General features: G+C 70.1%; 17 protein-coding genes. 10 read left to right on the forward strand and 7 right to left on the reverse strand.

The annotated features are described in order from the left end of the window. Positions 1-180 precede the first annotated feature (180 nt). Together ABZ016_RS23535 and ABZ016_RS23540 are read right to left on the reverse strand one after the other, a co-directional pair. Positions 181-2640: a SpoIIE family protein phosphatase gene (locus ABZ016_RS23535; protein ID WP_356918618.1), complete on the reverse strand. Its 2460-nt coding sequence runs from the start codon at positions 2638-2640 to the stop codon at positions 181-183. Positions 2641-2829: 189 nt separating this feature from the next. Beyond that, on the reverse strand, positions 2830-3723 hold the full coding sequence (locus ABZ016_RS23540) for a helix-turn-helix transcriptional regulator (RefSeq protein WP_356918619.1): 894 nt from the start codon (positions 3721-3723) through the stop codon (positions 2830-2832). A 225-nt stretch (positions 3724-3948) separates the two neighbouring features. On the opposite strand from ABZ016_RS23540, the gene ABZ016_RS23545 reads away from it, so the two are divergent. From ABZ016_RS23545 to ABZ016_RS23570, 6 genes are all read left to right on the forward strand, one after another. Further along, positions 3949-4275: a carboxymuconolactone decarboxylase family protein gene (locus ABZ016_RS23545; protein WP_356918620.1), complete on the forward strand. Its 327-nt coding sequence runs from the start codon at positions 3949-3951 to the stop codon at positions 4273-4275. Positions 4276-4349: 74 nt separating this feature from the next. After that, positions 4350-4742 carry a cupin domain-containing protein gene (locus ABZ016_RS23550; protein WP_356918621.1) on the forward strand — a complete coding sequence of 131 codons (393 nt, stop codon included), beginning with the start codon at positions 4350-4352 and terminating at the stop codon, positions 4740-4742. Positions 4743-4813: 71 nt separating this feature from the next. Beyond that, entirely contained in the window at positions 4814-5830 is a 1017-nt protein-coding gene (locus ABZ016_RS23555) for a zinc-dependent alcohol dehydrogenase family protein (protein WP_356918622.1), read from the forward strand. A 100-nt stretch (positions 5831-5930) separates the two neighbouring features. Then, entirely contained in the window at positions 5931-6698 is a 768-nt protein-coding gene (locus ABZ016_RS23560; protein ID WP_356918623.1) for a glucose 1-dehydrogenase, read from the forward strand. A 203-nt stretch (positions 6699-6901) separates the two neighbouring features. Beyond that, a complete protein-coding gene (locus ABZ016_RS23565) occupies positions 6902-7897 on the forward strand; it encodes an aldo/keto reductase (protein WP_356918624.1) in 996 nt (331 codons plus the stop codon). A gap of 100 nt (positions 7898-7997) precedes the next feature. After that, on the forward strand, positions 7998-8969 hold the full coding sequence (locus ABZ016_RS23570) for an aldo/keto reductase (protein ID WP_356918625.1): 972 nt from the start codon (positions 7998-8000) through the stop codon (positions 8967-8969). 567 nt (positions 8970-9536) lie between these two features. Here the strand turns inward: ABZ016_RS23570 and ABZ016_RS23575 are convergent. After that, on the reverse strand, positions 9537-11021 hold the full coding sequence (locus ABZ016_RS23575) for an MFS transporter (protein ID WP_356918626.1): 1485 nt from the start codon (positions 11019-11021) through the stop codon (positions 9537-9539). A 182-nt stretch (positions 11022-11203) separates the two neighbouring features. Further along, entirely contained in the window at positions 11204-12259 is a 1056-nt protein-coding gene (locus ABZ016_RS23580; RefSeq protein ID WP_356918627.1) for a zinc-binding dehydrogenase, read from the reverse strand. Positions 12260-12612: 353 nt separating this feature from the next. Between ABZ016_RS23580 and ABZ016_RS23585 the strand changes: the two genes are divergently transcribed. From ABZ016_RS23585 to ABZ016_RS23600, 4 genes are all read left to right on the forward strand, one after another. Next, entirely contained in the window at positions 12613-13116 is a 504-nt protein-coding gene (locus ABZ016_RS23585) for a MarR family transcriptional regulator (protein ID WP_356918628.1), read from the forward strand. Between the two features lie 628 nt (positions 13117-13744). Beyond that, positions 13745-15982, forward strand: a complete 2238-nt coding sequence (locus tag ABZ016_RS23590; protein WP_356918629.1) for an MMPL family transporter — start codon at positions 13745-13747, stop codon at positions 15980-15982. A gap of 330 nt (positions 15983-16312) precedes the next feature. Then, positions 16313-17281 (forward strand): DMT family transporter, encoded by a 969-nt coding sequence (locus tag ABZ016_RS23595; RefSeq protein ID WP_356918630.1) that lies wholly within the window; start codon positions 16313-16315, stop codon positions 17279-17281. After that, entirely contained in the window at positions 17278-18234 is a 957-nt protein-coding gene (locus tag ABZ016_RS23600) for an SGNH/GDSL hydrolase family protein (protein ID WP_356918631.1), read from the forward strand. Before ABZ016_RS23595 ends, ABZ016_RS23600 begins: the two co-directional genes overlap by 4 nt. Before the next feature lie 185 nt (positions 18235-18419). On the opposite strand, the gene ABZ016_RS23605 is transcribed toward ABZ016_RS23600, so the two are convergent. The 3 genes from ABZ016_RS23605 to ABZ016_RS23615 form a co-directional block, all read right to left on the reverse strand. Continuing rightward, positions 18420-19259: an SDR family oxidoreductase gene (locus ABZ016_RS23605; RefSeq protein ID WP_356918632.1), complete on the reverse strand. Its 840-nt coding sequence runs from the start codon at positions 19257-19259 to the stop codon at positions 18420-18422. A gap of 91 nt (positions 19260-19350) precedes the next feature. Then, on the reverse strand, positions 19351-20538 hold the full coding sequence (locus ABZ016_RS23610) for an FAD-dependent oxidoreductase (RefSeq protein WP_356918633.1): 1188 nt from the start codon (positions 20536-20538) through the stop codon (positions 19351-19353). Next, a complete protein-coding gene (locus ABZ016_RS23615) occupies positions 20535-20732 on the reverse strand; it encodes a ferredoxin (RefSeq protein ID WP_356918648.1) in 198 nt (65 codons plus the stop codon). Before ABZ016_RS23615 ends, ABZ016_RS23610 begins: the two co-directional genes overlap by 4 nt. Positions 20733-20747: the final 15 nt, after the last annotated feature.

Here is a 20747-nt window from a genome sequence, read left to right on the forward strand (position 1 = left end):
CCGGTCAGCTCCCAAGCCCACAAGCCGGCGAACGCACCGCTGAATCCCATGCCCCGGATCTGCCCGCCTCGATGTCCTCGCCGTGTTCGTCGGACGGCACGGCAGCGTCGAGGGGCGGGGCGATGGGGCGCCGGCCGGAGCCGGTGTCGAAGCGGAAGCTCAGGACGGGTCCGTCGACGGTCAGGGAGGCCGAGCGGGGAGTGCCTGCTCGGCCCAGATCGTCTTGCCCGTGGTGGTCTGGCGGGCCCCCCAGCCCTGAGTGAGCTGGGCGACGAGCAGCAGGCCACGCCCTCCTTCGTCGAACACGCGGGCACGGCGCAGGTGGGGAGCTGTGCTGCTGGCGTCGGAGACCTCGCAGATGAGATTCCTGTCGTTGATCAGTCGCAGCCGGATGGGGGGCTCGGCATGGCGGATGGCGTTGGTGACGAGTTCGCTGACCACCAGCTCGGTGACGAACGTGGACTCCTCCAGCCCCCACCGAGCCAGTTGATCGGACGCCGCCTTGCGGGCCTCGGCCACGATGGCGGGATCCGCCGGCAGATCCCAGGAAGCGACTTGGCCCGCGCTGAGGCAGCGGGTGCGGACGACGAGCAGGGCGACGTCATCCGTGGGCCGTTCGGGGAGCAAGGCCTTGAGGAGTGTGTCGCAGGTGAGTCCGATGCTTTGGGAAGAGGGGGCGGCCAGAATGCGCAGGAGCTGCGCGCGTGAGGCGTCGGGGTCCCGTCCACGCGATTCGATGAGGCCGTCGGTGTAGAGGGCGAGCAGGCTGCCCTCGGCCAGTTCGATCTCGACGCTCTCGAAGGGCATGCCGCCCAGCCCCAGTGGTGGACCGGCCGGCAGGTCCAGGTATCGGGCGGTGCCGTCGGGGAGGACGAGCGCGGGCACGGGATGCCCGGCACGGGCCAGGGTGCAGTGCCGGGAGACCGGGTCGTAGACCGCGTACAGACAGGTGGCGCCGAAGCCGGTGGCGCTGTCGCCCGGAACGGCATCCTCATCGGAGTCGGTGTGCGCCACCAGGTCGTCCAGATGGGTGAGCAGCTCATCGGGGGGCAGATCGACATCGGCCAGCGTGCGGACGGCGGACCGCAGCCGTCCCATGGCGGCCGCGGCCTGCACCCCGTGGCCGACCACGTCTCCGACGACCAGGGCGACCCGGGTACCGGACAGGGGGATGACGTCGAACCAGTCGCCACCCACACCGGCCCGGGAGTCGGTCGGCAGATAGCGGGAGGCCACCTCGACCCCTGCCTGCTCGGGTACGTTCCGGGGGAGCAGGCTTCGCTGGAGGGCAAGGGCGGTGGCGCGCTCACCGGTGTAGCGGCGGGCGTTGTCGATGCACACGGCCGCCCGTGCGCAGATCTCCTCCGCGAGCAGCAGATCGTCGTCATCGAAAGGGAAAGGCCGCTGGTGGCGCAGGAAGAGGGCCACTCCCAGCGTGATGCCGCGGGCGAGCAGCGGCACGATCATCACTGAGTGGATGCCCTGCTCCTTGACACTGGCGGCACGCTTCGGGCTGGCGTCCAACCAGCGGCTGATCTCCGTGTCCTCTACGCCGTACCGCGCGGGCCGGCCTGTGGCCAGGCCCAGAGCCGGGGGCGAGTATGCCGGGTAACGCCCCGTGTGCCCGGGCTCGACCGCTGATTCGGGACAGCCTTCGAGGACCGAACTCTGGGCACTGCGGAACAGTGCGATCGTGGTGTCGGCCCAGTGGGCCGCTCCGACCGAGCCGACCGTCGGCTCCTCGCCGCGAGAGACCGATTCCACCAGATCGACGCTGACGAAATCGGCGAGCCCGGGGACCGCAGTATCGGCCAATTCCTGTGCCGTGCGATTCACGTCCAGACTGGTGCCTATGCGCTTGCTGGCCTCGTTCAGCACGGTGAGCCGTTGCCGGACCATGTAATGCCCGGTGACGTCGAATATCTGGCCGAATACGCCCTGTGTCCGCCCTGTCGGGTCCTTGAGAGGCGAGCTCGTGATGGTCCAGACACGAGGTCGGTTCTGGTCGGGCGCCTGGACGATGGACTCGTGTTCGACGGTCGTCCCGGTGCTCATCGCCCGCTCCATGTCTTGGTCCACCGCTCGGGCACGCGGGGAGCCAGGCGTTATGTCCACCGCTCGCCGCCCACGCATCTCGTCGGAGGACTGGCGCGTCATCCGTTCCATCGCCCTGTTCGCTCGAATCAGGCGCCGCTCGCGGTCGCAGACCGCCATGGGGCACGGAGACTGGTCGAACACCCACTCCAAGAGTTCGGCTTCGGTGGGGCGAGGAGCAGGCTGCGGTGTGCCGGAGACGGTCAGAATCCACTGCCCCCGGCCCTTCGAGCCCGACAGCGGTACCGCGCTGAGGGCTACGACCATGCGGCCGCCGTCCCGGTGCCGCACCGTGACCTGGCCACTCCATCCACCGCTCTGCCTTACCCGGTGCCCTCGGGTGGCTGCGGCCTCGCGGGCGTCCTCGGCGAGCAGGTCCGCGGCCGGGCGGCCCTCGACCTCAGCAGGCGCATAGCCCAGCAGCCGCCGGGCCTGCTCGCTCCAGCCCGTGACCACGCCCCGCTCGTCCACTGTGGCATGAGCGGGGAGGGCGTCATCGTCCAGACTGCCCCGAGGGACGGCGGCAGCGTCTCCTGCAGGACTCATGTCGTCCGGCTTTCCTCTCCGGGCCTGTGGGCCGGAAACGGACCCGGCCCACCATCAACAATGCTCCTTCGAGCCGACCTGCTCAATTCATGTCGGAGAGGCGGCTGTGGCCGGAGATCCTGCGGCGGGCGGCTGTGCCGGAGGCGTGACCGACACAGGGCCGCTTTCTGTCGGGTTTGTGAGTAGTCGCTAGGAGTGCTGCTCGGTGCTGCGGGTTGCGGAGGTGTCGTGTTCGCCGTGGTCGAGGGTGGCGTACCAGGTGGCGAGGAGGGTGAGGGCGTCCTGGTCGTGGGTGCCGGCCTCGGCGCTCAGGGCGGTGAGGGTCAGGCCGGGGTCGGTGGGAATGGGCAGGGCTTCGAAGGCGAGGGTGAGGTCGCCGACGGCAGGGTGGTGGAAGCGCTTAATACCGGTGTGGTGCAGGCGCACGTTGTGTGCGGCCCACAGGGCTCGGAAGTCCTCGCTGCGGGTGGACAGCTCGCCGATCAGGTCGCTGAGTTCACGGTTGTAGGGGTCGCGGCCTGCTTCTGTGCGCAGGAGGGCCGCTGCCGTGGCGCGCTGGGCCTGCACCTCGGGCATGTAGTCGGCGGCACCGGGGTTCAGGAACTGGTAGCGAGCGAGGTTGACCGGACGGGCGGGGTCCTGGAACACGGGCCAGTAGAGCGCCTTGCCCAAGGTGTTGGTGGCGAGGATGTCGAGGCGGCCGTTGCGGATGAAGGCGGGCGCGTCGGTCATCGCGTCGAGCAGCTGCTGCAGAGCGGGCCGGATGGGTTGGGCGGCGCGGCGGCGGGCGGGGCGCCGGGTGGTGCTGGCGGTGCGGGCGAGGTCCATCAGGTGGGCGCGTTCGGAGTCGTCGAGCTGGAGGGCGCGGGCGAGGGAGTCCAGGACGGCCTCGGAGGTGCCCGAGAGGCTGCCGCGTTCCATGCGGGCGTAGTACTCGGCGCTCACGCCGGCGAGCATCGCGACCTCCTCGCGGCGCAGCCCTTTGACCCGGCGGTGGCCGTGGTCGGGCAGGCCGGCCTGCTGCGGGGTGATCTTGGCGCGGCGGCTGGTGAGGAACTCGCGGATCTCGCTGCGGTTGTCCATGTCTCCGAGGCTACGACGATCCCCCAACGCGAGGGGTGCCCTGCCAGTACATGTATCAGTGGGTCCTTCCGCGCACCTGTGGCCTGCCGTTTCATCGATGTCAGGCCATCAGATGTACGCCCTCCCGCTCTGCTGCTCTGGACGCACGTACGGGAGCGGCGGGGCCGAACCTTAAGCCGATGCCCGCCTCTGTCGCTGCGGGCATCCCATGGAGAGGAGCCGGTGATGACGCAGGACAAGCAGGACAACGGGCCGCGTCAGCAGTTCGGGGACCTCGCCCCGGCGCTGGCCGGGTACAGCGAGGACGTGCTGTTCGGGCAGGTGTGGGAGAACCCGGACCTGTCCCCGCGCGAGCGCAGCCTGGTCACCGTGGCCAGCTTGATCACCAGCGGCAGCACCGAGCAGCTCGCCTTCCATTTGCGGCGGGCGCAGGAGAACGGGGTCAGTGACAAGGAGCTGATCGAGACGATCACCCACCTGGCCTTCTACGCGGGATGGCCCAAGGCCATGTCGGCGCTCGCCGTCGCCAGGACCGTCCTCACTGACTCCTGATCCTCGACCCCGGTCCCGGTGGCGTCCTCATATCCCGCCATCGGCTACAGCATGTAAACGAAGGAATTTTGATCATGGAAATTGTGCAGCCTCCGGCGACCATGAAGCTGCCAGCGGAGATGTTCACCGGAGACGCCTGGGCGGATGTGATCTACCGAGGAGAGGACCCCTCGCGCGCGCGGGCGAACATGGTCCGCTTCGCCCCCGGTGCCCGCACCGCCTGGCACTCCCACGGGCTGGGCCAGACCCTCTACATCGTCGAGGGCATCGCCTTGATCCAGAACCGCGGCGGTGACGTCCTCGAAGCCCGCCCCGGTGACGTGATCTGGACCCCGCCGGGCGAGGAGCACTGGCACGGCGCTGCCCCGGACCGGTTCATGGCGCACATCGCCCTGTGGGAGGGCGACGAGGTCGACTGGCTGGAGCACGTCAGCGACGCCGAGTACGCGGGCCCCCGCAGCTCCTGAACCCCCGTCCCCGCCCTGGTGCCGGAGGCCATCCGGCACCCCTACTTGTTTTGCGAGATACGGAAAGAACCATGCGCCAAACCGTGCTTCACGCTCCCCGTGACCTCCGGGTCGAAGTCCGGCCCAGGCCCGTCATCCAGCAGCCGACGGACGCGGTGATCCGCACCGTCGCCACCTGCGTGTGCGGCTCGGACCTATGGGACTACCGCGGAATCAACGACATCGCGGAGCCCACCCCGGGCGGCCACGAGTACATCGGCATCGTCGAAGAGACCGGCGGCGACGTGACCACCATCAAGCCCGGCCAGCTGGTGGTCGGCTCCTTCTTCGCCTCCGACAACACGTGCCCCAACTGCGCGAACGGCTACCAGACGTCCTGTGTGCACCGCGAGTTCGTCGGCGGCGCCCAGGCCGAGTACGTCCGCGTGCCTCTCGCAGACGGCACCCTCGTGCACGTGCCCGGCGATGTCACCGAGGAGTACATCCCCAGCCTGCTGGCCTGCTCGGATGTGATGGGCACCGGCTGGTACGCGGCCCGGGCCGCCGAGGTCAAGCCCGGCGACACCGTCGCCGTCGTCGGCGACGGCGCGGTCGGTCTGTGCGCGGTCATCGCCGCCAAGGAACTCGGAGCCGGGCGGATCATCGCCATGTCCCGGCACGAGCCCCGACAGAACCTGGCCCGCGAGTTCGGCGCCACCGACATCGTCGCCGAGCGCGGCGAACAGGGTGCAGCCCGGATCAAGGAGCTGACCGGCGGCATCGGCGCCGACGCCGTCCTGGAGTGCGTGGGCACCCCCGACTCCCTGCAGCAGGCCCTGCACTCCACCCGCCCCGGCGGCAACATCGGCTTCGTCGGTGTTCCCCACGGTGTCTCCGTCGACGGCGAGGAACTGTTCTTCTCCCACGTCGCCCTGCGCGGCGGCCCCGCCCCGGTCCGCGCCTACCTGCCGCACCTCATCCAGCTCGTCCTGGACGGCCGCATCAACCCGGGCAAGGTCTTCGACCTGGAGCTGCCCCTGGAACAGGCCGCAGAGGGCTACCGGGCCATGGACGAGCGCCGCGCCATCAAGACCCTCCTGCGCCCCTGAACCCGCACCGCGCCGAACAGCCCTCCGCGGTCTCGCACGGCCCCGGACCAGAAACGGCGCAGCTGACGGCCGGACACCGCAACGATTGGAACCCCTCCCTGTGAACCCGCAGTACAACTTCGAGGGCCAGGTCGCCCTGGTCACCGGTGCCGCCTCCGGCATGGGCCTGGCCGCCGCCCGCCTCTTCGCCCAGGCCGGCGCGGCCGTCGTCCTGGCCGACGTCAACAAGGAGGCGGTCGAGGCGGCCGCCACAGAACTCAACCATGCCAGCCACCAGGCCCTCGGCGTCGTGTGCGATGTCACCGACGAGGCCCAGGCCGCCGCCATGGTCGACCAGGCCGTATCCACCTACGGCCGCCTCGACATGGCGTTCAACAACGCCGGCATTCAAGCCCCGCCCTCCGACGCCGCCGACGAGACGGCCGAGGACTTCGACCGCGTCAACGCCGTCAACCTGCGCGGCATCTGGGCCGCCCAGAAGCACGAACTACGCCAGATGCGCACCCAGGGCTCCGGCGCCATCGTCAACAACTCCTCCCTCGGCGGCCTGGTCGGCCTGCCCGAGCGCGCCGCATACCACGCCTCCAAGCACGGCGTGATCGGCCTGACCAGGAGCGCCGCCGTCGAATACGCCCCGCGCGGCATCCGCATCAACGCCATCTGCCCCGGTGTGATCGAGACCCCCATGGTCGCCGACATGCTCGAAGGCCAGGCCGAAGCCATGGCCGGGATCATGCAGCAGCAGCCCATCGGCCGCCTCGGCACCGCCGACGAGGTCGCCGCCGCGGCTGTCTGGCTGTGCAGCTCCGCCGCCAGCTTCATCGTCGGCGCCGCCCTGCCCGTCGACGGCGGCTACACCACCCACTAAGTCCACCCCCGGGCCTCCCTTTTCACCATGGAGTTCCCTTTCGGCCATGAGCACCCGGGATCAGGCGCAGCCGCACGCCTGCGCAGCCGCCCACGACTGGGGACGGCCCGGACTCGGCTGGCCGCGGGTGCTGCGGCGATCACCATCGTGCAACGCATCTTCACCCCACCCGTCATCGACTGACCGAACGCAAGGAGCGCATTATGGACACCCGCACTCTCGGAGCAAGCGGCCTGCAGGTCTCGGCGATCGGGCTCGGCTGCATGAGCACGACCGGCGGGTACAGCGGCCGCCCTGATCGTCAGCAGATGATCCAGTTGCTGCGCACCGCTGTGGAATCCGGAGTCACGTTTTTCGACACCGCCGAGATTTACGGCCCCCACGCCAACGAGGAACTCGTCGGCGAAGCCCTCGCCCCGTTCCGCGACCGTGTCGTGATCGCCACGAAGTTCGCCCAGGACATCGACCCCGCCTCCCGCACGCCGCGCGGCCGGATGGTCACCCCGGATGAGCTGCCCCGCGTCGTGGAAGGCTCCCTGCGGCGTCTCGGCGTCGAGACGATCGACCTGTACTACCAGCACCGCATCAACCCCGACGTCCCCATCGAGGACTTCGCCGGCGCGGTGAAAGACCTCATCGACGCGGGGAAGGTCATGCACTACGGCCTCTCCGAAGCGGCCGCCGACACCATCCGCCGCGCCCACGCCGTCCAGCCGGTCACCGCGATCCAGAGCGAGTACTCCCTGTGGTGGCGCCGCCCCGAACAGGGCGTCCTCGACGCGTGCGAGGACCTCGGCATCGGGTTCGTCCCGTTCAGTCCTCTCGGCAAGGGGTTCCTCACCGGCACGATCGACACCGCCACCCGGTTCGAGGACGGCAACGACCTGCGCACCCAGATCCCGAGGTTCAGCGGCGACGCGCTCGCCCACAACCTCGCCCTCGTCGACGTCGTCCGCGACGTCGCCACCGCCCACGACGCCACCCCCGGGCAGGTCGCCCTGGCCTGGCTGCTCGCGCAGAAGCCGTGGATCGTCCCGATCCCCGGCACCACCAAACCCCACCGCCTGGCCGAGAACATCACCGCCGCCGACCTCACCCTCGCCGCCGCCGACCTCGACACCCTCACCCAGGCCGCGGACAGCATCGGCATTCAAGGCGGCCGTTACCCCGACTTTCTCGAAGCCCAGACCAACCTCTGACACCACCCGACGCGACGCGCTGCCACAGCCTGGGACCTCCCGACGCGGACGAGACCCCTCTCCCGCTGCTCGACGTCGCACCAAAGAGAAGGACACGACGATGGAGTACACCCGGTTGGGAACCACCGGCCTGCGTATCAGCAGGCTCGCCCTGGGATGCATGAGCTACGGCGACCCGACCGTCCCAGGCGCCCACCCGTGGGCGCTGACCGAGGACAAGGCCCTCCCGTTCTTCCGGCAGGCCGTCGAACTGGGCATCACCTTCTGGGACACCGCCAACGTCTACCAGGCCGGCACCTCAGAGGAGATCACCGGTCGCGCCATCACCCGATACGCCCGGCGCGAGGACATCGTTCTGGCCACCAAGGTCCGCGGCAAGATGCACGAGGGGCCCGGCGGCGAGGGCCTGTCCCGCAAGGCGATCCTCGAACAGGTCGATGCGTCCCTCAGCCGGCTGGGCACCGACTACATCGACCTCTACCAGATCCACCGCTTCGACGACGACACCCCCGTCGAGGAGACGATGGAGGCCCTGCACGACGTCATCAAGGCCGGAAAGGTCCGCTACATCGGCGCCTCCTCGATGTACGCCTGGCAGTTCGCCAAGCTCCAGCACGCCGCCGACCTCGGCGGCTGGACCCGCTTCGTGTCCATGCAGAACCAGTACAACCTGCTGCGCCGCCAGGACGAGCGAGAACTGATGGCCATGTGCGGCGACATGGGCGTAGGACTGGTGCCGTACTCGCCCAACGGCAAGGGCCGCCTCGCCCGGCCCGTCGGCGAGCAGAGCACCCGCTCCACCACCGACCACGTCGTGCAGTCCTTCGACAGCCCCCACGACGAGCCGGTCATCAACGCAGTGCGGCACCTCGCCCAGGCCCGTGGCGTCACCATGGCCCAGATCGCCCTCGCCTGGGTCCTGCACAATCCGCTCGTCTCCGCGCCCATCGTCGGCGCAACCCAGCCCCACCACCTCCAGCAGGCCGCCGAAGCCCTCGACCTCCTGCTGTCGGACGACGAGGCGGCCACGCTGGAAGCGCCCTACGTCAACGCCGGCCCTTCCTGGTTCTGAGACTGCTTGCACCGTACTCACTCAAGAGCGGGACGGCCCCCCTTCTGAGACTGGCATGGTGCGAAATCCCGGTCCATGACGGACCCTCAGCCCTCCCCAACCGACCGGTCGGACGTGGACGATGTCGAACAGCACGCCTGTCCGAAGTGTGACGCACAGCCCGGATCACCGTGCCGCTCGCGCGGCGGCGCGGTCACCTCCGCCCCCAGTTCGAGCAGGCGCTGAAGACCGCACGGGACATCAAGGCGCACGCCCCGCACTGCCGGGTCATCGTCACCGTCTACGAGATGAAGCGCCTCAGCTTGCACGGCCGCAATGGCCAGGTGGACAGTGGCCCGTCCCGCCTGCCGGACTGTCTCCCGCACCGTGATCAGGCCAGGCGGCCCGACCAGGCGCACGCCCGTGAGCGAGTGAGGGCGGCGTTGACCGCGGAGGTTCACGGCTCTCCCCTTTGCAGGCAATCCCTCGTGGAAATGGCTGCTCTCGTCTCTTCTGGTGCCCCGCCGATGGGTCGTACCGCGCGTACGCGGCCGGAGACCGGCCACGTACGCGCATGGTTCGTGCGTGCTAGGACTTCGCCCCGGAGACCTCCGCCGGCTCGGCAGCGCCTTCGGCCCCCTGGGCCGGTGCGGCGGCGGCCCGGTGGCGCGGGAGGAAGGAGGCGAGGGCGAAGGCGAGGAGGGCGGCACCGGCGCCGATGGCCATGACCACCTTGAAGCCGTTCTCGGAGGGCAGGGGGTAGCCGCCGAAGTCGGTGGTCATCTGGGCCAGGATGACGCCGGCGAGAGCGCTGGCGAACGAGGTGCCCATAGAGCGCATCAGGGTGTTGAGGCTGTTGGCGGCGGCCGTCTCGGAAGCGGGCACGGCGCCCATGATCAGTGCGGGCATGGCGCCATAGGCGAAGCCGATGCCGCCGCCGATGATGCAGGCGACCAGCATGATGTGCCAGATTTCGGACATCGTCACGACGCTCAGGCTGTAGCCGGCGGCCACGATGATCGCGCCGATCATCAGGGTGGTCTTGGGGCCCTTCGCCTTGGTGATGCCTGCGGACACGGCGGACATGGCCATCATCACCAGGCCCTGCGGGGCCAGGATCAGGCCGACGGCAAGCATGGACTTGCCGAGGCCGTAGCCGGTCTGCTCGGGCAGCTGGAGAACCTGCGGCAGGACGAGCGACATGGCGAACATCGAGAAGCCGAGCGCGACCGAGGCGAGGTTGGTGAACAGCACCTGGCGGCGGGCGGTTGTGCGCAGGTCCACCAGCGGCTGGGCCGTGCGCAGTTCGTACCGGCCCCACAGCAGGAAGACCGCGATCGCGGTGGCGAACAGGCCGAGGGTGGTGCCGCTGGTCCAGCCCCAGTCGGCGCCCTTGGAGATGGCCAGCAGCAGGGACACCAGCGCGGCGGACAGGCCGAGCGCGCCGAGCAGGTCGAAGCTGCCGCCGGTGCGGACCTTCGACTCGGGCACGATCAGCAGGACGAGCGCGAGAGCGACGACACCGAGGATGGCGGAGGTCCAGAACAGCACGTGCCAGTCGTAGTTGTCGGCGATGAACGCGGCCGAGGGCAGCCCCAGCGCGCCGCCGACCCCGAGCGAGGCGCTCATCAGGGCTGTGGAGCCGGCGAGCCGCTCGGCTGGCAGGACGTCGCGTAGGACGCTGATGCCGAGCGGGACCACGGCCGCGGACAGGCCCTGCAGAGTCCGGCCGACGATCATCGGCACGAGCGAGGAGCTCAGGGCGCAGACGACCGAGCCGGACACCAGCAGCGCGAGGCTGGCCAGGAGCATGCGGCGCTTGCCGAACATGTCACCGAGGCGTCCGACGACCGGGGTGGCGACGGCGGCGGCCAGCAGGGTGGCGGTGACCGCCCAGGCGGTGTTCGACGCCGAGGCGTTCAGGTACTTCGGCAGCTCGGGGACGATCGGGATGACGAGGGTCTGCATCAGCGAGACCACGATCCCGGCGAAGGCCAGAACCGCCACCACGGCGTTCGGCCTCGGCGCGGCGGCGGGCCCGGCCGCGGCGCGTTGGGCAAGGGCGTCGGACATGGAAGAGCCTCCGTTGGGAGATCAGTAGGTGACCAGTTGGGCGGGACGATTCGGCTGACCGCTGTCGGACCGGGTTGATGTGCTCCCGGACCCCAGTCCTGTCGACCTCATTTGCTGCGCACGCGGCAGCCAGGGGCGCCACTCTGCTTTCGCGAGGGAGCGGGCCGCCGCGCCTACGGCTGTTACGGCTGGTCGTCGAAGGTGACGACGACCTTCTCGGCCGCTCCCGGGGTCAGAGCGAGGTCGAAGGCGCGGTCGGCCTCGGAGAAGGGGACGCGGTGGCTGATGAGCCTGGCGAACCGCTCGTGGTGCTCGGCGAGTTCGGGGGTGACCTCGAAGATCTCGGTGGGGTAGCCCTGCGAGGCGATGAGGGTGAGTTCGCTGCGGAGCATGCCGCCGAGGTCGATGTCGGCGCCCTTCTTCTGTACGGCGACCATGACCAGCTTGGCGCCCCACTTGGCGGCGGCGACGGTGGCGTTGAAGACGGCGGGTGCACCGGCGGCGTCGATGTAGATGTCGGTGCCCGCCCGGGGCTGGCCGAGGGCGTTGGCCGCCTGTCCGTGCAGTTCCGTCAGCCGGGCGGTGACGTCTTCGGTTGCCGAGTTGACGACGGCGTCCGCACCGACGGCCAGAGCGGTCTCAAGCCGCTCGGGGATGACATCCGCGACGACCACGTGCTCGACGCCGCGCAGCTTGAGCCAGATGGTGGCGCCCAGTCCGATGGGCCCGGCCCCGAAGATGACGACCTTGTCGCCCGGCTTGGCCTCGGAGCGGTTGACGCAGTGCCGGGCGACTGCCATGGGCTCGTTCAGCGCGGCGACGTCGAAGGGGACATAGTCGGGGAAGACGGCGACGCTCTGGCCGACGACGCAGTTCTCGATGAGGAGGTACTCGCTCATGGCGCCGTGTCTGCCACCGCAGCCGATGATGCCCGAAGGAGCGGCCTGAGGATTGACAACGACGCGGTCACCGGCCTTCAGACCGGCCACTTCGGCACCCACCTCCGCGATCTCGCCCGCCGGCTCGTGACCGAGGGGAATGGAGACCATCTCTCCGCCCGCCTGGGCCCGGGCAGGCATGCCGCCCATGTGCAAGAAGGCGGTATCGGTACCGCAGATGCCGCAGGCGCGGATCCGGAGCAGGGCGTCCTTTGGCCCCGGGACGGGACGCTGAGTGTCCACTACGTCGATCTTGTTCTGTCCACCGGTACCGGTCCGGACGGACTTCATCGTGGCCATGAAGTGACTCACTTTCTGGAGAGCGCTGGTTGTGTGAGGTGGGGACGGGCCGGGAGTGCCGATGGGTGTCCTCGGGGCCCGGCGGCGGACGGGGGGAGATGTCCGGCCGCCGGGCCCGGGACCGCGCCCGTTCCCCGTCCCCTGGGGGCTGGGCGCGGCGGGGCCGTTTCCGCTCAAACGGCCCGGTCTGCAGGCCCTGGGCAGGCAGCCATAGGGCCTTGACGCGCACAGGGCGGAGGAGGTGGCTCTGTGCCACTTCGGACTTCCTTGACTTAGGCAAGCAGATCGACCTTGCCTAAGTCAAGCAATTTCTTATTTTGCTTGAGTTAGGCAAGAAGAGCTAGCCTGGGTGCGTGTCCACACCACACCCCACGGCGGAACCGGCCTCGCCGGACGTGATCGAGATCGAGCGCGCCCTCACCCGCATCGCCTACCTGGCCGGCCGGGCCCGGCAGCACGAGCGCCTGATGGCCGAGTCCGGCCTGTCACTGGACCGCGCCGCCGCGGCGATCCTGCGGCACATCGCCGAGAGCGAGCCGCTGCGCCCCGGAGTGCTGGCGGTCCGGTTGTCTGTGGAGGCATCCCACGTCACCCGGCAGCTGCGGCAGCTGGAGAGGTCCGGCTACGTCACTCGCGTTCCGGATCCGGATGATCGGCGAGCACAGCGCGTTCAGCTGACGGAGGCCGGTCTGGCCGCGGTCGAGCGCATGCAGGATGTGCGCCGCCGCGGCATGCAGATGGCTCTGGCGGACTGGCCGCCCGAGGACCTGGCGCAGCTCGCCGGGCTGTTCCAACGACTTGTCGATGACTTCGTCGCTCACGCCGAGGTCGACATTAAAGGCCGACCGTCTGCGTGATGGTGAGGCGATCCCGGCGGCCCGTTCTGATCACGCGTGGGCTGTCGTCTCCGTCGCGTAGTCGGGGAAAGAGGGCCGAGCCCGTCGGCCTGTCCCGTTCAGTCGTGAAGCGTAAGCCGCTGGGCGCCCGCCCCACCGGAAACCCGACCGCAGTGCCCGGCCGATCGCCGGCGACGACATAACCGTCAAGGCGCATGTGGCCCAGATGCTGGACGCCCTCGGCTATAACGCGGTTCGACATCGGCGCCCTGTCCGAAGGCCGGCAAGCCAGCCCGGCACGCCTGTCTACATCCAGCCGTACGTGGCGGAACGTCCTGATGGGCTGAGCCAGGAAGACACGCAGCGCTGGTCCTTCCAGACCCTGGGCCTCTCCGCGCCCGCAGCACACGTGAAGGAACTCGTGGACGCCGCCGTACGCCCGCCGCGGCCCGTAGGGAGCAATGGTGTAGCGGGCTACACCACCGATCGGGGAGAGCTCTCCCTCGTGGCGGAGATCGTCACGCGGAATCGTGGAGGACACCGAAGAACGCCCCCTCCCCCCACCTTCAGCCGGCCTGACGCGCGAGCGAGGCGGTTCTTCCAACGCTTGTCTTCGTTCCGATCCGCTGATCTGGAGGCTCCTCCCGCCATGGCAACTGTCCTTTATCACCTGGGCCGTGTGTCCTTCCGGTGGCGATGGTTCGTCGCCTTGTTGTGGGTGGCCGTACTGGGCGGCGTCGGCTTCGCCGCCTCGCAGGCGTCCACGGCCAAGGACGAGGGGTTCACCGCGCCCGGCATCGAGTCGCAGAAGGCGTTCGACCTGCTGGAACAGCGCTTCCCCGGCTCCGTCGCCGACGCCGCGAGCGCCCGGATCGTGTTCGTCGCGCCCGGCGGTGAGAAGGTGACCGGGACAGAGAACAAGAAGGCCATCGAGCACCTCGTCGACGCGGCCGCCGACGGTTCGCAGGTCGCCGGTGCGGTGGACCCGTTCCAGGCCAAGGCGGTGAGCGAGGACGGTACGACGGCGTACGCGACCGTCAGCTTCAAGGTCACCGCCGACGACCTCTCCGACGTGAGCAAGGAGCACTTGGAGCGCGCCATCGACCAGGCCCGCGACGCCGGGCTGACCGTCGAGGTCGGCGGGAACGCCCTGGCCGAGAAGCCCGGGGCGGGCGGTATGACCGAGGTGATCGGCATCGCCGTGGCCGCGCTCGTGCTGCTGATCACCTTCGGGTCGATGGCCGCGGCCGGGCTGCCCCTGCTCACGGCGATCATTGGGGTAGCCGTCAGCATGACCGGGATCCTGGCGCTCTCCAGCGCGTTCGGTCTGTCCGACAGCACCGGCACCCTGGCCACCATGCTCGGCCTGGCCTGCGGCATCGACTACGCCCTGTTCGTGGTCTCCCGCTACCGGGAGGAACGCGCCAAGGGGCATGCACCGGGGGAGGCGGCGGGGCTGGCCGTGGGAACCGCCGGCTCGGCGGTGGTCTTCGCCGGACTGACCGTCGTCATCGCGCTCGCAGGACTGTTCGTCGTCGGCATCCCGATGCTCACCAAGATGGGGCTGGCCGCCGCGGGTGCTGTGCTGCTGTCCGTGCTGGTGTGCCTGACGCTCGTACCCGCCCTGCTGGGGTTCTGGCCCAACGCGGTGCTCTCGCGCGGGGCGCGCAGGAACTCCAAGCGCTACCGCAGGAAGCAGCGCAAGCAGCACAACGGGGGCTCTCGCTGGGCGCGGATCGTCGTACGCCACCCGCTGCCCGTCCTGCTGCTCGGCGTCGTGGGCCTGGGCGCCGTGGCAGCCCCGGTCCTGAACCTCGAGCTGGGCATGCCGGGTGATGAGGCCAAGCCGACCTCCACCACCGAGCGCCGTGCCTACGACGACCTCGCCCAGGGCTTCGGCCCCGGCTTCAACGGCCCGCTGACCATCGTGGTCGACGCAAAGAGAGCCACCGACCCGAAGGCGGCCGCGGCGACGATCTCCAAGGACATCGCAGCCACCGACGGGGTCGTGTCCGTATCCCCGGCGCGCTTCAACCCGGCTGGTGACACGGCCGTGTTGTCCGTCACCCCGTCCACCAGTCCCACGGACGGGAAGACCAAGGACCTGGTGAAGACCATCCGCGACGAGCGGTCGGGCATCGAGGCGAAGACCGGTGGCGCGCGCTTCGAGGTCACCGGCAAGACCGCCGTGGACATCGACGTAGCCGAGAAGGTGCAGGCCGCGCTCATCCCGTACCTGGCGGTCGTGGTCGGTCTGGCGATCGTGCTCCTGTTGCTGGTCTTCCGCTCCCTGCTGGTCCCGGTCAAGGCGGCCCTGGGATTCCTGCTCTCGGTGCTTGCCGCCCTCGGCGCGGTCGTCCTGGTCTTCCAGCAGGGCCATGGCGCGAGCCTGCTCGGGGTCGAGACCACCGGGCCGATCATGAGCATGATGCCGATCTTCCTGGTGGGCATCGTCTTCGGCCTGGCGATGGACTACGAAGTCTTCCTCGTCTCCCGGATCCGTGAGTCCTACGTCCATGGGGACGCGGCCAAGCAGGCGGTGGTCTCCGGGTTCCGGCACAGTGCCCGCGTCGTGGTCGCTGCTGCACTGATCATGATCGCGGTGTTCTCCGGTTTCGTCGGTGCCGACGAGTCGATGATCAAGATGATCGGCTTCGGGCTCGCGATCGCCGTCCTCTTCGACGCCTTCATCGTCCGCATGGCCATCGTGCCGGCCGTGTTGTCGCTCCTGGGTGACAAGGCGTGGTACCTGCCGCGCTGGCTGAACCGGCTGCTGCCGAACATCGACGTCGAGGGCGAAAAGCTCAGTCACAAGATTGCCTCGCCCAACCACGCGACGCAGATCGAGCCCGAGCCGCCGGTCACGGAGCCTGTCCCCATCCGCTGAACCCCACAGACCGGGGCCGCCTGAGCGGCGGCGGCCCCGACCGCGCCGGACCCCGTGGGGACGGGGGGCCGGCGCGCTCAGGGCCCGGCGGTTCGAGCTCCCCCCAGCTCGCCGCCGGGCCCCGAGTCGTTCCCCCTGGCACTGCTCCCGGAGCCGATGGTGTAGCCCGCTCCACCCCCGTTCCGGGAGGGCGCTCCCTCCTTCCGGGCCGTCGTCGACGGAATCGTGAAGACCACGAGAACGCGCCTCAGCAACCCCGCCCACCAGGGCGGAAACCGTGCCGACCGGCCGAGGTACCGCAGATCTTCGAGAACCCGATGGGAGCCCGCGATGAACGTCCCGGTCGCCGTGGCTCTCGCTCTCGCGTCCGTCACCGCCTACGCCACCGGGGCCACGATGCAGCACCGCGTTGCCTCGGCCGACCCCGCGCGCGCCGGTCTGCGCTCCCTGCTGACCAAGGGCGCCTGGTGGGCGTCGAACGCCGCCAACGCCCTGGGCGCCGCATTGCATGTGGCCGCCCTCAAGTACGGCCCGCTCACCTTGGTCCAGTGCCTCGGTGCCCTCACCGTGGTCGCCGCCGTCCCGCTCGGCGCGCGTGGCGCCGGGCGGCGCGTCAGCCGTACGGAATGGCGGGGCGTCTCCCTCACCCTCCTCGGCTTCGCTCTGGTCACGACGACCACGACCGGTGCCGGTTCCGCCGGTGTCCTCGACGCCTCGTCCGCCGTAGCCGTGGCGGTGCCCGCAGCCCTCATCGTCCCCCTCGCCCTGGCCGTCCGCACCGGCTCACCGCGCACCCTCACGCTCGCCGCCGCTTCGGGCATCGCCTCCGGCACCGGCTCCGCCCTCACCCAGACCGTGTTGCACTCAGGCCGCCCGGTTTCCTGGCAGACCGCCCTGATCGCTCTCCCCGCGATCGTTCTCGCCCTCGTCGGACTGCTGTTGTCACAGTTCGCTTACACCGGCGGTCTCGGCGCGCCCCTGGCCACGCTCACCCTGGCCAACCCCATGACGGCGGCCGTGATCGGCCTGACGCTCCTCGGCGAGCGGATCAACGGCGGCCTCCCCGGAGCACTCCTCGCCGTCGCGGGTGCCGCGCTCGCGGGCCGCGGCGTCCTCCTGCTCGCTCGGTGCGCGGAAACCCATGCAGTGGACGCACACCCCGCCGCCTTCCCCACAGCGAACGGTTCGGCAGACGCCGTCCTCGCACCCACCGCTCCGGCACCTCGGCCCCCGACAGCCGGCCACATCCCGTACCCGCACATCGCGGTCACGCCCGAATCGGAAGGCAGAACACCTTGAAGACCACTCAGTTGCGAACCGCCCTGGCCGGCGTCCTCCTTGCCTCCGGAGTCCTGGCCACCGCCGTCGGCGTCACACGCCACGACGGTGACGACAATCCGCCGAGGGCAACGGCAGCGCTCACCGCGCCCCAAGGCCCGTACGTGGCGCTCGGCGACTCCTACACCGCCGGTCCGAGGATCCCCGGCCAGACGGGCACCCCGGTCGGCTGCGCCCGCTCCGACCACAACTATCCGTCCCTGGTCGCCCGTCAACTCGGCATCAGGGCAACCGACTTCCGCGACATGAGCTGCAGCGGCGCGACCACAGCCGATCTCACCGCCCCTCAGCGCACGAAGGAGGGCACCAATCCCGCCCAGTTCACGGCGCTTTCCGCAAGGACCCGTCTGGTCACCCTGGGCATCGGCGGAAATGACATCGGCTTTGGCACGATGATCAAGCGGTGCGTCGGCATGGGGGCCGTCTACCACGCCCTCGGCAGTGGCAAGTACGTCCCCGGCGACACCCCCTGCGAGCGGCTCAATAACAGGGACGGCAGCGATCAAGTCCAGCAGAAGATCGATGCCGTCGGCAGCCGTCTGACGGACGCCCTGAAGGACATCGAACGCCGAGCGCCCCAGGCCCGCGTCTACGTCGTCGGCTACCCGGCGATCCTGCCCACCGACAGCACCGACTGCGAGCGCGAGATGTCCCTGGCCCCAGGCGACATGACCTACCTGCGGGAGAAGGAGCGGGAGCTCAACGCCGAACTCCGCGAGCGGGCCGAGGCCGACGGGGCCGCGTACGTCGACACCTACACGCCGTCGGAAGGCCATGACGCCTGCTCGGCCGAGGCAGACCGCTGGATCGAGCCTCTTGTGCCCAGCAGCCCCGCGGCGGCCGTTCACCCCAACACACGCGGTGAGCAAGGGATGGCCGACGCTGTTCTGCGCACCTTGAGCACCACACATTGAACGACGGAGTCGTGGCCTCGGCGAGAGCCGGGGCCACGACTCCGTCGCAAGTCCCTGAACAGCAAGACTGGAGTTTCGTTCCAGGCTCCGATGTGCACCCCGTCGGCACCATGCCGGGGTCTACGCAGGTGCCCGTCACCGCTTCACCCAGCGCCTCCCGGCGCTGGGCTCACGTCGTGCCGCCGTCACGCGTGCTGCATGTGCCGGCGGATCCACGCCGCCTGCCCGCCGTCGACGAGCAGGTCGGTGCCAGAGATGTACAGCGCCTGGGGGCCGGTGAGGAACGCCACGGCCTCGGCGATCTCGCCGGGAGTGCCGGGGCGGCCCGCGCCGCATGCGTCGAGCATCTTGAGCATGTGCCCGCCGGAGGCCGAGTCGGCCTCCGCCTTGGACATGGCGGTGGAGATGACGCCAGGGCTGAGGGTGTTGATGCGGGCCCCACGCTGGTTCCAGGCGAGCGCTGCGGCTTGCACCCGCACGAGGTTGGCGCGCTTGGCCAGCATGTACGCGGCGATCGGGTCCTCGCCCAGGCCTGTGACCACGCCCAGGCCGAGCAGTTCCTCCGCGGGGGCCGTCGCGAGGGCGGCCTCGTCCTCGGCGCTGACGGAGGCCATGTGCCCGGCCACGCTGGCGACGCAGACCAGCGACGTGCCGCGGACGGCCACCTTCTCGAACGCCTCGATCACGTACACCGTGCCGAGCAGATCGACGTCGAGGATCGTGCGCACCGAGGCCGTGGCAGCGGAGACGCCGGCGGTGTGCACGACGGCGGTGATCCGTCCCGCGTCGGCAGCGGTCCGGGCGAGCTGCTCGACCGACGCGCGGTCGGAGACGTCGGTCAGCACGCCCCGCGCGTCGTATCCCTCGGCGCGCAACGCGTCGACAGCCCGGTCGAGCGGCTCGGGGAAGGCGTCGGCGAGGATCAGTGCCCGCCCGCTGCCCAGCCGCCGCGCCGCCGCCGACCCCATACCGCCTGCTCCGGTGACGACGACCACGTCTCGCGCGTCGTCCGTAAGGTCGTGCATGAGCAACCTCCTTGTTGTTATTGACGTCGTACGCGTCGTCCGGCACGGTTCCGGGATTCGGGGAGCCGTGCCGGACGACTGCGGGTGTGGGTCAGGCCGCTTCGGTGCCGGTGGCCGTGACGGCTTCGGTCCAGGGCGTGCCGCCCGCGATGGCCTGCCGCCAGGTGCGGATGGCCTTGGGCGGCATGCCGACCGCCAGGACGCCGGTCAGCCGCTCGCCGGTGCGGTAGGCGGCGACGAACCGGCGCTCGGCCAAGTCGCCGTCCACGACGGCGACTTCGTCGTGGCCGCGCAGGTAGCCGTAGGCCTGGATCTTCATGTCGTACTGGTCGGACCAGAAGTACGGCACCGGCGCGAACGGCTTGCGCGCATCCGGCGCGGCTAGCAGGTTGCGGGCGGCGGCCATGCCCTGCTCGGCGGCGTTCGTACGGTGCTCGATCCGCATCCACGTCCCGAACAGCGGGTTGTTCCAGCGGGCGACGTCACCGGCCGCGTATACCCCCCGGGCGGCTTGGCAGTACTCGTCGCACACCACTCCGTCGCCCACCGCCAGCCCGCTGTCCGCCAGCCACTCGGTGTTGGGAAGCGAGCCGATGGCGACCAGGACCTCGTCGGCCTCGACCACTTCGCCGTCCGCGAGCCGCACCCCGTCCTCGGTCACCTCGGTCACGGTGACGCCGGTGCGCAGATCCACCTCGCGGTCGAGGTGGGCCTGGGAGAGCATCCGTCCGACTTCGGTGCCGACCGCATGAGCGAGCGGGACGGGGGCGGGTTCGAGCAGGGTCACGTGCGCGCCCAGACGCCAGGCCACGGCGGCGGCCTCGGCGCCGAGGAATCCGGCGCCCACAACCACCAGACGGCTGCCGGGGGTCAGCCTCTCGCGCAGGGCGAGGGCGTCGTCCAGGGTGCGCAGGACGTGCGCGCCGCCGTCGCCGGGCATTCGCCGGGGGCGTACGCCGGTGGCGATGATCAGTCCGTCGTAGGGCACCTGTGAGCCGTCGGCCAGACGCACCGTACGGTCCGTCACGTCCAGGCCGGTCGCCGCCACTCCGAGTCGCAGGTCGAGGTGCAGGGCGTCGAGGTCGGCGTACGGGCGCAGCGGCAGCTGCTGGGTGGTCCACTCGCCGGAGAGGATCTGCTTGGACAGTGGAGGACGGTCGTAGGGGGCGTGCGGCTCATCGCCGAGGAGGGTGAGCGTGCCGTCGTAGCCCTCGCGGCGCAGGGTCTCGGCCGCCGCGAGTCCGGCGGCCGAAGCGCCGACGACCACGATGCGCTTCACTGCTCCACCAGCCGGATCGCCGCGGCCGGGCAGACGGCCACGGCCTCGCGCACATCGCCGAGGAGTTCCTCGGCGGGGTGTTCCTCCAGCAGGATCGCGACGCCGTCGTCGTCCCGCTGGTCGAAGACGTCAGGGGCGGCCATCACACACTGCCCCGAGGCCACGCACTTCGGTACGTCCAGTTCCACACGCATGGTTGTCACTTGGTC

It is taken from the genome of Streptomyces sp. NPDC006372 (genome assembly GCF_040612515.1).
GTDB lineage: Bacteria > Actinomycetota > Actinomycetes > Streptomycetales > Streptomycetaceae > Streptomyces.

Coding starts and splice junctions, on each gene's coding strand:
- ABZ016_RS23535 (WP_356918618.1), bottom strand. CDS start 2,640: ATGAGTCCTGCAGGAGACGCTGCCGCCGTCCCTCGGGGCAGTCTGGAC.
- ABZ016_RS23540 (WP_356918619.1), bottom strand. CDS start 3,723: ATGGACAACCGCAGCGAGATCCGCGAGTTCCTCACCAGCCGCCGCGCC.
- ABZ016_RS23545 (WP_356918620.1), top strand. CDS start 3,949: ATGACGCAGGACAAGCAGGACAACGGGCCGCGTCAGCAGTTCGGGGAC.
- ABZ016_RS23550 (WP_356918621.1), top strand. CDS start 4,350: ATGGAAATTGTGCAGCCTCCGGCGACCATGAAGCTGCCAGCGGAGATG.
- ABZ016_RS23555 (WP_356918622.1), top strand. CDS start 4,814: ATGCGCCAAACCGTGCTTCACGCTCCCCGTGACCTCCGGGTCGAAGTC.
- ABZ016_RS23565 (WP_356918624.1), top strand. CDS start 6,902: ATGGACACCCGCACTCTCGGAGCAAGCGGCCTGCAGGTCTCGGCGATC.
- ABZ016_RS23570 (WP_356918625.1), top strand. CDS start 7,998: ATGGAGTACACCCGGTTGGGAACCACCGGCCTGCGTATCAGCAGGCTC.
- ABZ016_RS23575 (WP_356918626.1), bottom strand. CDS start 11,021: ATGTCCGACGCCCTTGCCCAACGCGCCGCGGCCGGGCCCGCCGCCGCG.
- ABZ016_RS23580 (WP_356918627.1), bottom strand. CDS start 12,259: ATGGCCACGATGAAGTCCGTCCGGACCGGTACCGGTGGACAGAACAAG.
- ABZ016_RS23590 (WP_356918629.1), top strand. CDS start 13,745: ATGGCAACTGTCCTTTATCACCTGGGCCGTGTGTCCTTCCGGTGGCGA.
- ABZ016_RS23595 (WP_356918630.1), top strand. CDS start 16,313: ATGAACGTCCCGGTCGCCGTGGCTCTCGCTCTCGCGTCCGTCACCGCC.
- ABZ016_RS23605 (WP_356918632.1), bottom strand. CDS start 19,259: ATGCACGACCTTACGGACGACGCGCGAGACGTGGTCGTCGTCACCGGA.
- ABZ016_RS23615 (WP_356918648.1), bottom strand. CDS start 20,732: ATGCGTGTGGAACTGGACGTACCGAAGTGCGTGGCCTCGGGGCAGTGT.